Raw genomic sequence first — 13,959 nt, 5'->3', positions numbered from 1 at the left:
AATAACAAAATTGATAGACATTAGTATGAGACTTACACGAGTGCAAGTTAAGGAAATTCTTTCAAACTTTATAATTGAAGGGCAAGGGGTCAAGGGATTGATGGAGCTAGTTGTGGAGATCGTGATGGAAGGGGAGCGCGAACTTTACAAGGAAGATACCGGAGATGTCAGTAATGGCTACCGAGGTCGTCGTATTTTTGCGAGTGGCAATATGCTTGAGTTGCGAGTTCCCCGGACACGTCAGCGTGGTTTTATGCCCGTTATTTTAGGGGTATTAAAAGAGCAAGAGAAAGAGATGGGAGAGGTTGCGAGCTACCTCTATAGCTGTGGTAATACGATGAAGGACATCTCAGGTGTTTTTGAGCGTTTGTATGGCAAAAGTTATAGCACGAGCCAAGTAAATCGTCTTGCTCTCTCCACGCAGAAGGCTGTCCTAGAATGGCGTAAAAGAGCACTTCCAAGTGAGCTGGAAGCACTTATGATTGACGCAACATACCTCCCAGTAAGGCGAGGAGATAGCGTTAGCAAGGAGGCGTTCTTTGTTGTAATGAGCTTGGATGCAGACGGTCGTAGAGATATCGTTGGAGTGTACAACAACCCCACGGAAGGAAGTGGTATTTGGAATGCTTTCTTTGATGACCTAAAGTCACGTGGACTAGAGAAGGTTGGTCTTATTGTCTCCGACGGGTTAAACAATATTGAAGAGGTGGCTGAGCGTCATTTCTCTGGAGTGGAGGTGCAGCTCTGTAGTGTTCACCTTCAGAGGGAGATCTGTAATAGAGTTCGCCCTAAAGACAAGAGAGCCATCAGTTCCAAGCTGAGCGAAGTGTTTCGTAAAAACGACCCCAAACGTACTGTTGAAGACGGAGTTGAGGATTTTTCGAAGTTTGCCAAAGAGTGGCAAGAGCACTATCCATTCCTCTCAAAAATAGCTGATGGAGAAAGGATACATTATTACTTTACCTACCTGAAATATGACGTAGTCGTGAGACGGTATATCCATAGCACCAACTGGATCGAACGTTTTAATCGGCAAATAAAGAAGGGAGCAACCTATAAATGTGCCTTTCCAAGTGTTGATTCTGCACTTCATTTGGTAGGAAGTATCGCCCTTAACTCCTCATATTTAGGGAGACGAATAGGCGATCTGATAGGTGGTCTGAAAAAGCGATAACATTCAGAAAGATAACGAGATGCGCTTTACTTCCCAACACAAAGCTATCAACCAAAAAGAATACGGCAAGGCGGTGTCTCCGCTGCGCTACGACAGCCTTGCCTTAATTCTTTCTTGGTCTATCTTTGTTGTTTATGGGAAGCAAAGCGAAAAAAATAAGTACATTTGCAGTTCAAAGAGGCATTTTGCCTTACACACTTTTTGGGATACTACCCATATTATCATCAGTTTTGGAAGATGAAAACGATCGCTTGCGGTCGGACGGATCCTAGCCCCTCGGTCGGAGGGCATAGCCCGAACGACCAGGGGAATACGGTCATCTCCTCCCAATCCCTACGACCTCCCCTCGTGGGAGGTCGGACAACTTGATCTAGGACTTTGCGAATCAAAAACATTATTAAGAGTGTCATATGATATAGATTGACACCCAGCAGCAGCCCTTTTTTATGCTCTTCTCTTTTGCAAGGTTGGGTCAGTCATAAGGAGAGCAAAAACTGAGTTGCAACTAAGCATTTGCCGAGTTGCAACAAAGCAAATGCTTAGTTGCAACTAACCGATTGCTTAGTTGCAACTCGGAAAACGACAAAATATATCCTTGGTTTTCAATGGTTTACAAGGGCGCTTTCAACAGCCTACATTTCACCCAAATTTAATGTGCAAAATGCTTCCTGAAACCTCTTTATGAAATGCACCCTCCATACGTTCGCTGGTGGATCGGGCACTAATCATCGTAGTGCAACAGTCTTGAAAAATGGGTAAGTTTGCGATAGATTATAGGGGAGGAGTAGTTGGAGTGATATTTTGAAAGGATATATAGAGAATCAACTAGAGAATGGCTTGAGGGTCGCCTTGCTACCGACTCGAAGCAACGTGGTCTACTGTGGTTTTGCGATCCACTCGGGTAGTCGGCACGATCCTGAGGATCTCCCGGGGTTGGCTCACTTTGTGGAGCATACGATCTTTAAGGGCACTGAGCGTCGGCATGCGTGGCACATCATCAATCGTATGGAGTTGGTGGGTGGTGAGCTCAATGCCTATACCACTAAGGAGACCACCTTTGTCTATACTGCGGCACCTAAAAAGGAGCTTCGCCGGAGTATGGAGCTTCTGAATGACTTGATTCGCCACGCCTCATTCCCCGAGGTGGAGCTAGAGAAGGAGCGGGAAGTGGTGAAGGAGGAGATCAGCCTCTACCGAGACACCCCTTCGGATCTTATCTTTGATCATTTTGAGGAGAAGTTCTTTGAGGATTACGAGCTATCGCATCCCATTCTTGGTAATGAAGAGAGCCTAGATAGGATGAGCCGTGAAGACTGCTTGGAGTATGTGCGCAAGGCGTTTACCCCTAGTCGGATGCTCTTTTTCTGTATGGGGCAGGTGACGGAGCAGCGGTTTACGGAGCTAACCACTCAATTGCTTGGAGAGCCTTTTGAAGAGGCTCCCACGGCATCGTTGATGGCGTCTCCTCGAGCTACCCAATTCGATCTCCTGCAAGAAAGCGATACCCACCAAGCCCACGTGCTGATAGGGGGTGTGGCACCCACTTTAGCCGATTTGGATCGGACCGAAGCAACACTACTTCTCAACCTATTGGCGGGGCCGGGAATGAATAGTCGGCTAGTGGTACAGCTGCGTGAGCACCGTGGCTGGGTCTATAGCGTGGAGTCGTCATTGACCACCATCCCTGATATCGGTTGGTGGCAGATTTACTTCGGTTGCGACCCTCTGAATGCCGAGAGAGCCCTTGAGCAGGTGCTTAAGGAGTTGGAAAAGCTTCAGGACGTGCCTCTAACCCCCACCGCTCTACGTGCCTGGGTGAAGCAGATCAAAGGGCAGGCAACGATGTCCACGGAGCAGAGTGAGTCGCAGTTCCTAGCCTTTGGTCGTCAGCTCTTGCTGAAAGGGTGCTACCACCCACTCGAGGAGTTTTTCCATCGCTTAGATGGGGTGACGATTGAGTCGCTGATGCGTGTGGCACAATCCTTATTTGCAAAAGATAATATTTCACGTCTCATCTACCAAGGTAAGTAGGTGGGCAACCTCCAATAAATTGAATGATGATGAATAGATTCTTGATACTTACGATGGCAGTGGTAGGGCTGGTACTCTCCGCTTCCTCTTGTGATAAAAGTGGTAAAAAAAGTGGGCAATCTGAGCAGACTAAGGTGGCGAGAGAGTTGCCCCCTTCTCCTTTTGTTGCTGAAAAGGCGTATGCTCATATTGCGCAGCAGCTGGCTTTTGGCCCTCGTGTGCCGAACACCGAAGCCCATAGGGCTACCGCCAATTACATTGTCGGAGAACTTGAGCAACTGGGGCTGGAGGTGACGCGACAGGAGATGTCGCTTACTGCCTACGATGGCACCAAGTTGGAGTGCGCCAATATCATCGGCTCGTACCACCCCGAGCGCGAGCGGAGAATTATGCTTTTTGCTCACTGGGATACCCGTCCTTTTGCCGATAACGACCCCAATCCTATGATGCGTGAGGTGCCTATCTTGGGCGCTGATGATGGGGCCAGTGGTCCTGGCGTGATGCTGGAGTTGGCACGTCTACTTGCCACTGAGGGACTGGAGAATTACGGGATTGACTTGATGTTTTTCGATGCTGAGGACTACGGTTTGCCTGCGTGGGAAACGCAGTATCAGGTCAATTCGGAAGATACGTGGGCTCTAGGCACTCAGTATTGGACCAAAAACCTACATAAAGAGGGGTATAAAGCGGAGTTCGGAATTCTCCTTGATATGGTTGGGGCTAAGAATGCGATCTTCAAGCGGGAGTACTTCTCACAGGAGTCGGCCGGTCAATTCGTTACTAAGATATGGGAGGTGGCCGAGGAGCTCGGTCACGGTGCCTATTTTCAGAATAAGATGGGTGGTGCGATTACCGACGACCACTACTTTGTGATTCGCAACCTCCGCATTCCTTGTGTTGATATCATCAATTACGATGAGGAGTTTGGCGATTATTGGCATACTCACAACGACAATCTGGATATCATCAGTAAGGAGACGCTGCAAGCGGTTGGGGAGACTGTTTGGCAGGTATTAATGGATTACGACCACAACGCACAATAGGAGATGAGAATATCTATCTACCAAGTATTGCCACGACTTTATGGCAATCTCAATGCTACGAATCAAAAAGCGGGTACCCTTGAGACCAATGGTTCGGGAAAGTTTGAGGACTTTACCCCTGAGCGTCTTCAAGAGATAAAAGAGCTCGGTTGCACACATATATGGTACACCGGTGTGCTAGAGCACGCTACCAAGAGTGCTTTCGGTGCCAAGATACCAGCCAACCACCCAGCGATTGTGAAGGGGGAGGCAGGCTCACCCTATGCTATCTGCGACTACTACGATGTGGCACCAGCTCTAGCAGTAGATGTGGAGCATCGTATGGAGGAGTTTGAAGCTCTGATTGAGCGAACTCACGCTGCGGGGCTAAAGGTGATCATTGACTTTGTCCCCAACCATCTATCTCGGGAATATGCCTCCGATGCCAAGCCTAGTTACGTAAAGGATTTTGGCGAGGAGGATGATACCTCAGTGCCCTTTGCCCCAAATAATAATTTCTACTATCTGCCTCAGGAGACGCTGACCCTAATAAGTGGGGATGAGGTTTATACCGAAACACCAGCCAAAGCGACAGGTAACGACCAGTTTACTAGCCACCCTACGCCCAATGATTGGTACGAGACGATCAAACTCAATTATGGTATTGACCTGGCAGGAGATTGGAGTACCCATTACGATCCTGTGCCCGATACTTGGAATAAGATGCTCGATATCCTTAATTATTGGGCAGCGAAAGGGGTGGATGGCTTTAGGTGCGATATGGCGGAGCTAGTGCCGGTGCCCTTTTGGCAATGGTGTATTCAAAAGCTCAAAACAGCCTATCCCGAGCTACTGATGATTGCCGAGGTATATCAGCCAGAGCGGTATGAGGAGTTTGTACTGGCGGGCTTTGATTACCTCTATGATAAGGTGGGGCTGTATGATCTCTTGATAGCACTTCTCAAGGGACAGGCATCAACAAATGATATCGGAGGGCTATTGCAGTCTCAGGAGCGTGTGAAGCATCGACTTCTAAGGTTTATGGAAAATCACGACGAAGTGCGACTTGCTTCGGACTTTGTGGTGGGTGACGGCGAGAAAGCTTTCCCAGCTATGGCGGTGACCGCTCTAGTCGATGGTAACCCCTTGATGACCTACTTCGGTCAGGAGCTAGGGGAGCGGGGAATGGATGAGGAGGGCTTCTCGGGCAGAGATGGTCGTACGACTATCTTTGATTACTGGAGCCTTTCCACTATCCGTGAGTGGCTACTCAGCGAGGGCAAGATGAAGTCTCCATTGAGAGCACGCTACCAATCGCTTCTAGAGCTGGCTCAAAGACCACTCTTTGCCGAGGGCACCTTTTATGACCTCAATTACTACCAACCCCATTTTGCCAATCGTGGGCTTCATGCCTTTATGCGTGCCTACGGAGAGGAGTCTGCATTGGTGGTGGTCAACTTTCACGGCGAACCACAGACGGTAGAAGTGGCTATCTCGCCTCATGCTTTTGAGGTGCTGAGCCTATCTTCGGAGGTTGCTAGGGTAACTCAGTGGCCCGTTGATGGCGAGACTTTTGTGCGTCTTTTGCCCGGTCAGCCTTACCAAATGGAGGTGCCAGCATACGGGGTGACGGTACACCTTTTCTCAAGCAATCGGAAATAATAAAGAAATAATTCCTAATTCTTTGCGGATAGTCACTTTATTTATTACCTTTGCTGTAGTGAGTGAGACGTAGAACGTTATTTCCAATTAACCAATATATAAAAGATTTAGAAGCATGGCAAAAAAGATTGACTTAACCAAGTATGGTATCGCCGGAGCTACTGAGATTATTTATAATCCCACGTATGATCAACTGTTTGAAGAAGAGACGCGCCCTGACCTAGAAGGTTATGAAAAAGGACAAGTATCCGAGCTGGGTGCTGTGAATGTGATGACTGGTGTCTACACTGGTCGTAGTCCTAAGGATAAGTTTTTCGTCCTCGACGACACCTCTCGTGATACCGTTTGGTGGACTTCCGAGGAGTACAAAAACGATAATAAGCCAGTTAAGGAGGAACACTGGCCAATCATCAAGAAGATTGCTACCGATCAGCTCTCTAATAAGCGCCTTTTTGTAGTGGATGCTTTTGTGGGTGCCAATGAGAATACTCGCCTCAAGCTACGCTTTGTAATGGAGGTGGCTTGGCAAGCTCACTTCGTGACCAATATGTTTATCCGTCCTACTAAGGAGGAACTGGAGAACTTTGGTGAGCCCGATTTCCTTATCCTCAACGCTTCTAAGGCGAAGGTGGAGAACTACAAGGAGCTGGGACTGAATAGCGAGACCGCTGTGGTATTCAACCTTACCGAAAAGGTACAGGTGATCATCAATACCTGGTACGGTGGTGAGATGAAGAAGGGTATGTTCTCTTACATGAACTATCGCCTTCCTCTCAAGGGTATGGCCTCTATGCACTGCTCTGCTAATACCAGTATGGATGGTAAGGAGACTGCTATCTTCTTCGGACTTTCTGGAACAGGTAAGACCACTCTCTCTACCGATCCTAAGCGTAAGCTAATCGGTGATGATGAGCACGGATGGGACGATGATGGTATCTTCAACTTTGAGGGCGGTTGCTATGCTAAGGTGATCAACCTAAGCAAGGAGAGCGAGCCAGATATCTACAATGCTATCCGTAGAGATGCTCTTTTGGAGAATGTAACGCTCGATAAGAATGGTAAGATTGACTTCGCTGATAAGTCGGTGACTGAGAATACTCGTGTCTCTTATCCTATCTATCACATCGAGAATATCGTGAAGCCTGTCTCTAAGGCAGGTCACGCCAATAAGGTGATCTTCCTATCGGCTGATGCCTTCGGAGTACTGCCTCCAGTATCTATCCTAACCCCAGAGCAGACTAAGTACTACTTCCTCAGCGGATTTACCGCTAAGTTAGCTGGTACAGAGCGTGGTATTACCGAGCCAACACCTACCTTCTCAGCTTGCTTCGGTGCTGCATTCTTGTCACTGCATCCTACTAAGTATGCCGAGGAGCTAGTGAAGAAGATGGAGGCGCATGGTGCTAAGGCTTATCTAGTGAATACTGGGTGGAATGGTACTGGCAAGCGTATCTCTATCAAAGATACTCGTGGTATCATTGATGCAATCCTCGATGGTTCTATCGATAAGGCAGAGACTAAGGAGATCCCATACTTCGGGTTCCGTGTACCTCTAGCACTTCCTGGCGTAGACCCAGCGATCCTCGATCCTCGTGATACCTATGCTAATCCTGCTGAGTGGGATGAGAAGGCTCAGGATCTATCTAAGCGCTTCATCAAGAACTTTGAGAAGTTCACTGGTAAGGCCGAGGGTAAGGCACTCATAGCTGCTGGTCCAAAGCTTTAATAGCTAAATACATTACATACTAAAAGAGTGGGTAGGTCAATCTTTGGCCTACCCACTCTTTTTATATCACCGTCTCAACTTGCTTCTTAAAAAATGAGACATAGGCAGGAGGGACTCGAACCCGTCGATATAGGGGGGGACTAAGTCCCCATACCTATCGCTACCAACTGCGATCATCTGCCTAGGTCTCTCAGCAAAGATAGCAATAATTGAGTGAATTATATAATAAGAGACTGTTGCACGAAGGTGATCTGTGGCATTGCTTTCGGGATTCGGGCTCGGTTACGTACTCGTGCAGGGGTTACGCATTAGAAATATAAACTTAAGTTACAGCCTTAATATGGATAGCTTGTACTAGACAAGCGAGAAAGGACCTCCAACGGAGGTCCTTAACCATAGATACTCAGATGAATACTACTCGACAAGTCCTTTCTAATGCGTAACCCCTGACCTTTTATCGATGAGTATGCCAAGAGACTTTTCCTTTTTGTGAGACAAAGATAGTATGCAACTATATAAATAAGTGTGCTTGCTTCTTAATAAAAAGAGACCTAGGCAGGTGGGGCTCGAACCCACGATATAGGTGGTGCCACTAGGGCACCCTCTATCGCTACCAACTGCGATCATCTGCCTAGGCCTCTCAGCAAAGATAGCAATAATTGAGTGGATTATATAATAAAAGAAAAATCTCCAAGCATTAACGCACCTTTTGTCGGTGAGTATGCCTAGAGGCCCTTCCTTTTTTGTTTGGCAAAGATAGCATGCAACTGTATAAACAAGTGTGCATGCTTCTTAATAAAAAGAGACATAGGCAGGAGGGACTCGAACCCGTCGATATAGGGGGGGACTAAGTCCCCATACCTATCGCTACCAACTGCGATCATCTGCCTAGGTCTCTCCGCAAAGATAGCAATAATATGATAAGTCGTTAGATGTTTCAGAGGTTGCCATTAGAAAGAATCGTCAACAGGTATTTGATTGAATATACCATCTATAAGGGTATGAGAGCACCCGATAGGGTGCCATTCAGCTAGCCCCCAGTCGAGGCTCGTAGAGCCGAAGACTGGGGGTTGCGAATTGTCCCAAATTCCTCGACCCTTGTGGTCGCACCTACCCGTCCAAGTGCGACCACAAGGGTCGATTACGTATACCGCATCCTTTTTCCCGCCGGTCGTTCGGGGCTTTCGCCCCTCCGACGCGGGGGCTATCTGAGTGGCACCCTTGCGTGTGCTTTTTTACGGACCTCCTCACGGAGGTCCTTACAATCTATCATTAGTTTTGATGAATAGGAGTGTGCTACAGTGAAGTGTCTACTTTTTCAGGAATAACTGATGACTAGTGTCTACATTTTTAGGAATGACGAATAATTGGTGTGTACAATATCCGGAATGCTTAACCCAGTGAGGGCTTTTTCATGAGACCGTATCAACGTCTCGTTCCGTATGCGTGCGGAATGCATTCCGCACGCATACGGAATAGGTTCCGCACGGTAGCGGGAAAAATGGTGATTATCTCTTCCTTCCCGATCCCTGTGGTATTCCTGAAAATAGTACACACGGGTTCATGTATTCCTGTTATTGTATACACTGGTTATTTGTTATTCCTGAAAGTATACACACTCCGTGTCCTCTATTCCTGAAAGTGTACACAAATATATAAATAATTGCACAGATGACGGGCGATAAACACGAGCGGCGCCCCCCTTCATAGGGGGCAGCCAGCTCGTGCGTCATATAATCAAGCAAAGCCCTCGTTTTTGACGAGTGGATTCTGATGGCTAGGATCCAACGTCTGCATGGGCGTTCTCATGCCTAAGGAGCGATGAGGACGAACATTATTGTAGAGCTGGATCACCTTATCTATCGCCTCTTTTGTCTCTTCAAAAGTCATAGCTTCATAGTCGTATAGCCAATCATTTTTAATGGTTCCATTTAGTCTCTCTGCCATAGCATTGTGAAGGGGGTCTCCTGTTTGTGTGACACTCGTTATTATTCCAAGTTTTGCTTCGTAGCTTGTCATCTCTTTGGATACGTACTGGCACCCTCTATCGCTATGAAAGATGAGCCCATTAACGTCATAATTGTACTTCTTGTAAAACTCAACACTCTGTGTAAGTGCATCAAGTGGCCCTTCTCGTGACAAAGTCCGCTGAAGACTATATCCCGTAATTATCCGACTATAACCGTCCATCGTGAGAGAAAGGTACACAAACCCCTCTTTACATTTAATGTAGGTAATATCTGAGACCGCTAGTCTACAGTGGTCAGTCGGAATGTATTTGGGAATAGTATTAAGGTGATCGTCAAATTCGTGATCAACAATGGTAGTATCCCAAAAAGTGTGTAAGGCAGAATGCCTCTTTGAACTGCAAAAGTACTTATTTTTTTCGCTTTGCTTCCCATAAACAACAAAGATTGACCAAGAAAGAATTAAGGCAAGGCTGTCGTAGCGTAGCGGAGACACCGCCTTGCCGTATTCTTTTTGGTTGGTAGCTTTGTGTTGGGAAGTAAAGCGCATCTCGTTCTCGTTCTGAATGTTATAGCTTTTTCAAACCACCTATCAGATCGCCTATTCGCTTCCCTAAATAGGAAGAATTAATAGCGATGCTCCCTACTAGATGGAGTGCAGAATCAACACTTGGAAAGGCGCATTTATAGGTCGCTCCCTTCTTTATTTGCCGATTAAAGCGTTCTATCCAGTTGGTACTATGAATATACCGCCGCACTACTACGTCATATTTCAGGTAGGTAAAGTAATAGTGTATCCTTTCTCCATCAGCCATTTTTGAGAGGAATGGATAGTGCTCGTACCACTCTTTCGCAAACTTTGCAAAGTCCTTAACGCCGTCTTCGACAGTACGTTTGGGGTCGTTTTTACGAAACACTTCGCTCAGTTTGGAACTGATGGCTCTCTTGTCTTTTGGACGAACTCTATTGCAAATCTCCCTCTGAAGATGAACGTTACAGAGCTGCACCTCCACTCCAGAGAAATGACGCTCAGCCACTTCTTCAATATTGTTTAACCCATCGGAGACAATAAGGCCAACTTTCTCTAGTCCGCGAGACTTTAAGTCTTCAAAGAAAGCATTCCAAATACCACTTCCTTCTGTGGGATTGTTGTACACTCCAACGATGTCTCTACGACCGTCCGCATCCAAGCTCATCACGACGAAGAACGCCTCCTTGCTAACACTATCTCCTCGCCTTACTGGAAGGTATGTTGCGTCAATCATAAGTGCTTCCAGCTCACTCGGAAGTGCTCTTTTACGCCATTCCAGAACAGCCTTCTGCGTGGAGAGAGCTAGACGATTAACCTGGCTCGTGCTATAACTTTTACCATACAAGCGCTCAAAAACACCTGAGATGTCCTTCATCGTATTGCCACAGCTATAGAGATAGCTCGCAACCTCTCCCATCTCTTTCTCTTGCTCTTTTAATACCCCTAAAATAACGGGCATAAAACCACGCTGACGTGTCCGAGGGACTCGCAACTCAAGCATATTACCACTCGCAAAAATACGACGACCTCGGTAGCCATTACTAATATCTCCGGTATCTTCCTTGTAAAGTTCGCGCTCCCCTTCCATCACGATCTCTACAACTAGCTCCATCAATCCCTTGACCCCTTGCCCTTCAATTATAAAGTTTGAAAGAATTTCCTTAACTTGCACTCGTGTAAGTCTCATACTAATGTCTATCAATTTTGTTATTAATTCACAACTTTACAAAGATAGCATTATTGGGGCTTACACACTTTTTAGGGACAGTATCTCAACAATACCATTCGTGGTACGTGGTGGTCGATGATGACGTTTCCTAGTTAGTAGCATATCATTCGCCCTAAGCAAATCATAAAGCCAGTCTCTGCTTATCGTGAACTCTTCAGCGAAATATTCGTTGCAGAGACTCAGAAGAGTTTCAGTGCCAGCTTTAGGTAAACTCTCTCTAATATAACGGCATCTGTACAGGACTGCACTGGCTTTGAGACCAAGATCAATCTCAGAGGGAATATACTTGTAAAAGCCACCTCTGCTTACCCCAAAAAAGCCACAAAGTCGGCTAATACCAATGCACCTTTCCCCTAATGTTTGGTCTTTTAGCTCGGCAATCACTGAGAATTTGTCTTTTTTTTTACGCTAATTTGGTACTTATTCTCCATGTGCTCAAGCAGCTTCTTATGGGCTAAAGCATCCACTTGCGCCTCCCAAGTCTCTAGCTTCGACTTTTCCAGTGCTCGCTTCAGTTCAGCGATCTCTTTGATTAAATCGGCATTACTCTTGCTCATGCTACTAAGAATATTAGTTGGTGATGTTTCTATGCCAAAGTTACTCAACCAAGAGTACAATGCCGAAACTGAAATGTTAAATCTTGTAGCAAGGCTACTAATGTTCTCTCCTGTGTCTAGGTATTCACGTATTACCTTGACCTTAAAAGCATCATCATATGCTTCTCTCTTTCTACTCTTGCGATTCTTTTCTGCCATATTTTCGCATGGTTTGTGTGTCTACTATTTCAGGAGAGGACACCCATTATGGTTGAGGAGAGAGTGGAAGTGGCTGAGGGTTACTTGGTCTTTATTCCTCTTTTTTGTAGCTCCTTGTACTTAGGATTGTTTTGTACCACCCTAATGTTTTCATCAAGACAAGGGTAGGGATAGGGCCACTCCTCTGAGAGTTGCTTGAAGTAGAGTGCCAGGTCTGCATCGCCTTGCTCCACGAGGGCGCGAAGGAGGCTATAGAACTTGCTTTCGTCGGTTCTCTGCTCCTTTTGATAATCGCTGACTTTATTCGCTAAGATTTTCATCGCCTCCTCCTTTTGCCCCAAGCCGATGTAGGCAAAGGGGCGGGTACTACAGTCGTCGCTACTGGTATTGCCCAATACCGCCTTGAAATCGGCATTGGCTTCTTCCTTCTTTCCTTGAGCAGCATAGATATTGCCACGAATTAGGTATGCAAAAGGGGTGGGTTGGGTCTCCATCTCCATTCCTTGCCCTACATCAATGAGTGCTCCAAAGAAATCTTTGACTTCATACTTGTAGGAAGCTCGTTTGTAGTAAGCTCGAGCGTCACTCTTGTCGCTATTGCTATGAGAGAGGTACTTATTGAGCTCCTTGATAGCAGTTTTGGTATCTCCAGAGGCATGGAGCATCATCGCCTTATTGTAGTGATAGCCTGCAAAGGTGGGGTCTTGCTTGATAGCAATATCTTGGTACTTCAGAGCAGAGGAAAAGTTGCCCACCTCTACATAGCACCTTGCCAACTGCTCAATAGTGGATAGGTACAATGAACTGCTTCGATTGATCCCTTTTAGAGCTGCCTGGTAGTAGTGGATCGCTTGTTGGCAATTGGAGTGGCACTCGCCATCGTATTGATAGGGAGGAGAAGTGCCCACTCGGGGCGTTTCGGGTGCTTATTAATCTGCCTTTTGAGCTGGGATATCAAAGAGCCTTCTTCACCATCAGCGTTCCGATCAATCAAATACTTCAGTTGGTTAAAGAGGTTATGTTCATCATCATCGCCATAGAGGGTCATCCCCTTCATAGCTAGTTGGAGGGCTTCATCTTGCGAACCGCTCATACGGAGATATTCAGAGGCGCGGTAATAAGCATTAGGCGACTTGGGGGCTAAGGTTAGGATGCTATTCCAGAGGGATGATGCTTGGTCGTGCCCCATCTTTTCCTGCAACGCTTGGTAGCCTCTATCGTTATTTGGTGCTATGTAGACCATCTGTAGGAGGTCAACTTCAGCGAGTTCTGACTGATTCATTGAAAGGTAGAGATCAGCACGCTGCTCATAGAGATCCAACTTCTTGGGACTCTTTCGGATCGCTTCGTTTAGTGCGGTCAATTCTTGCGACTTCTTCTCCTCTGGGAGATAGGCATTTGCCCACATAGAGTAAGCCTCGGCACCACGCTTGGGCTGTTGGTGCATAAATATGATGCTCTTCATAAGGGATTCATAGCGTTTGCTGGTGTCATCCAGCTTAAACTGGGGGTTATTGTAGAGAAGGTTGAGCTTAACCCAAGCTCTAGGGTCCTCGGGATTGGCCTTGATCTCCTTATTGATATAGGCAAGAGAGTCGTTCAACTGACTCATAATCATCGAGTCTAGCTTCGCTTGTGCCCGCTCTTGAGCCGCGATAGAATCTTTGACGTGGTTCGTATCTACCACCTCAGCCACCGCTTGTGGGCTCTCTTGAGGCGTGTCAGCTTTTTTGCCCTGACCCCTAACAATCAATACGATGGCTACCACGCTCACAATGGCCAGCAGAAGGATTCCTAATCGTTTCATAGATACAGCTTAAATAATTACTATCTCCCGCAAAGATAGTTCTTTTATTATTAAC

Annotated in this window: 10 protein-coding genes and 1 tRNA gene; 5 read left to right on the top strand and 6 right to left on the bottom strand. The window is 46.6% G+C overall.

Annotated elements, in window-relative coordinates; all coding sequences use genetic code 11:
- Positions 1–25 precede the first annotated feature (25 nt).
- The 5 genes from MWL85_RS08585 (at position 26) to pckA (ending at position 7,615) form a co-directional block, all read left to right on the top strand.
- Entirely contained in the window at positions 26–1,174 is a 1,149-nt protein-coding gene (locus MWL85_RS08585) for an IS256 family transposase (RefSeq protein ID WP_244400406.1), read from the top strand.
- Positions 1,175–1,975: 801 nt separating this feature from the next.
- On the top strand, positions 1,976–3,205 hold the full coding sequence (locus tag MWL85_RS08580; protein WP_244400405.1) for a M16 family metallopeptidase: 1,230 nt from the start codon (positions 1,976–1,978) through the stop codon (positions 3,203–3,205).
- A 29-nt stretch (positions 3,206–3,234) separates the two neighbouring features.
- A complete protein-coding gene (locus MWL85_RS08575; protein WP_394802121.1) occupies positions 3,235–4,248 on the top strand; it encodes a M28 family peptidase in 1,014 nt (337 codons plus the stop codon).
- A 3-nt stretch (positions 4,249–4,251) separates the two neighbouring features.
- Positions 4,252–5,889, top strand: coding sequence for an alpha-amylase family glycosyl hydrolase (locus MWL85_RS08570; RefSeq protein ID WP_244400403.1), 1,638 nt, complete (start codon positions 4,252–4,254; stop codon positions 5,887–5,889).
- A gap of 115 nt (positions 5,890–6,004) precedes the next feature.
- The gene (gene pckA / locus MWL85_RS08565; RefSeq protein ID WP_018029087.1) at positions 6,005–7,615 is read left to right on the top strand and encodes a phosphoenolpyruvate carboxykinase (ATP); all 1,611 of its coding nucleotides are present in this window, start codon (positions 6,005–6,007) and stop codon (positions 7,613–7,615) included.
- A gap of 551 nt (positions 7,616–8,166) precedes the next feature.
- On the opposite strand, the gene MWL85_RS08560 is transcribed toward pckA, so the two are convergent.
- The 6 genes from MWL85_RS08560 to MWL85_RS08535 form a co-directional block, all read right to left on the bottom strand.
- Positions 8,167–8,249 (bottom strand) — tRNA-OTHER (locus tag MWL85_RS08560).
- 1,103 nt (positions 8,250–9,352) lie between these two features.
- On the bottom strand, positions 9,353–10,132 hold the full coding sequence (locus MWL85_RS08555; protein ID WP_244400402.1) for an integrase core domain-containing protein: 780 nt from the start codon (positions 10,130–10,132) through the stop codon (positions 9,353–9,355).
- Positions 10,133–10,151: 19 nt separating this feature from the next.
- Positions 10,152–11,300 (bottom strand): IS256 family transposase, encoded by a 1,149-nt coding sequence (locus MWL85_RS08550; protein ID WP_244400401.1) that lies wholly within the window; start codon positions 11,298–11,300, stop codon positions 10,152–10,154.
- A 422-nt stretch (positions 11,301–11,722) separates the two neighbouring features.
- Positions 11,723–12,097, bottom strand: a complete 375-nt coding sequence (locus MWL85_RS08545; protein WP_244400400.1) for a transposase — start codon at positions 12,095–12,097, stop codon at positions 11,723–11,725.
- 80 nt (positions 12,098–12,177) lie between these two features.
- Entirely contained in the window at positions 12,178–12,873 is a 696-nt protein-coding gene (locus tag MWL85_RS08540) for a tetratricopeptide repeat protein (protein WP_244400399.1), read from the bottom strand.
- A 47-nt stretch (positions 12,874–12,920) separates the two neighbouring features.
- Positions 12,921–13,904: a tetratricopeptide repeat protein gene (locus tag MWL85_RS08535; protein ID WP_244400398.1), complete on the bottom strand. Its 984-nt coding sequence runs from the start codon at positions 13,902–13,904 to the stop codon at positions 12,921–12,923.
- Positions 13,905–13,959: the final 55 nt, after the last annotated feature.

This window comes from Porphyromonas somerae, assembly GCF_022845615.1.
Taxonomy (GTDB): domain Bacteria; phylum Bacteroidota; class Bacteroidia; order Bacteroidales; family Porphyromonadaceae; genus Porphyromonas_A; species Porphyromonas_A somerae.
This window is presented reverse-complemented; position numbering and strand designations above follow the sequence as displayed.

Excerpts from the sequence above, each read along its gene's own strand:
- MWL85_RS08555 (WP_244400402.1), bottom strand. The coding sequence starts at position 10,132 with ATGCGCTTTACTTCCCAACACAAAGCTACCAACCAAAAAGAATACGGC.
- MWL85_RS08535 (WP_244400398.1), bottom strand. The coding sequence starts at position 13,904 with ATGAAACGATTAGGAATCCTTCTGCTGGCCATTGTGAGCGTGGTAGCC.
- MWL85_RS08570 (WP_244400403.1), top strand. The coding sequence starts at position 4,252 with ATGAGAATATCTATCTACCAAGTATTGCCACGACTTTATGGCAATCTC.
- pckA (WP_018029087.1), top strand. The coding sequence starts at position 6,005 with ATGGCAAAAAAGATTGACTTAACCAAGTATGGTATCGCCGGAGCTACT.
- MWL85_RS08575 (WP_394802121.1), top strand. The coding sequence starts at position 3,235 with ATGAATAGATTCTTGATACTTACGATGGCAGTGGTAGGGCTGGTACTC.
- MWL85_RS08550 (WP_244400401.1), bottom strand. The coding sequence starts at position 11,300 with ATGAGACTTACACGAGTGCAAGTTAAGGAAATTCTTTCAAACTTTATA.
- MWL85_RS08545 (WP_244400400.1), bottom strand. The coding sequence starts at position 12,097 with ATGGCAGAAAAGAATCGCAAGAGTAGAAAGAGAGAAGCATATGATGAT.
- MWL85_RS08585 (WP_244400406.1), top strand. The coding sequence starts at position 26 with ATGAGACTTACACGAGTGCAAGTTAAGGAAATTCTTTCAAACTTTATA.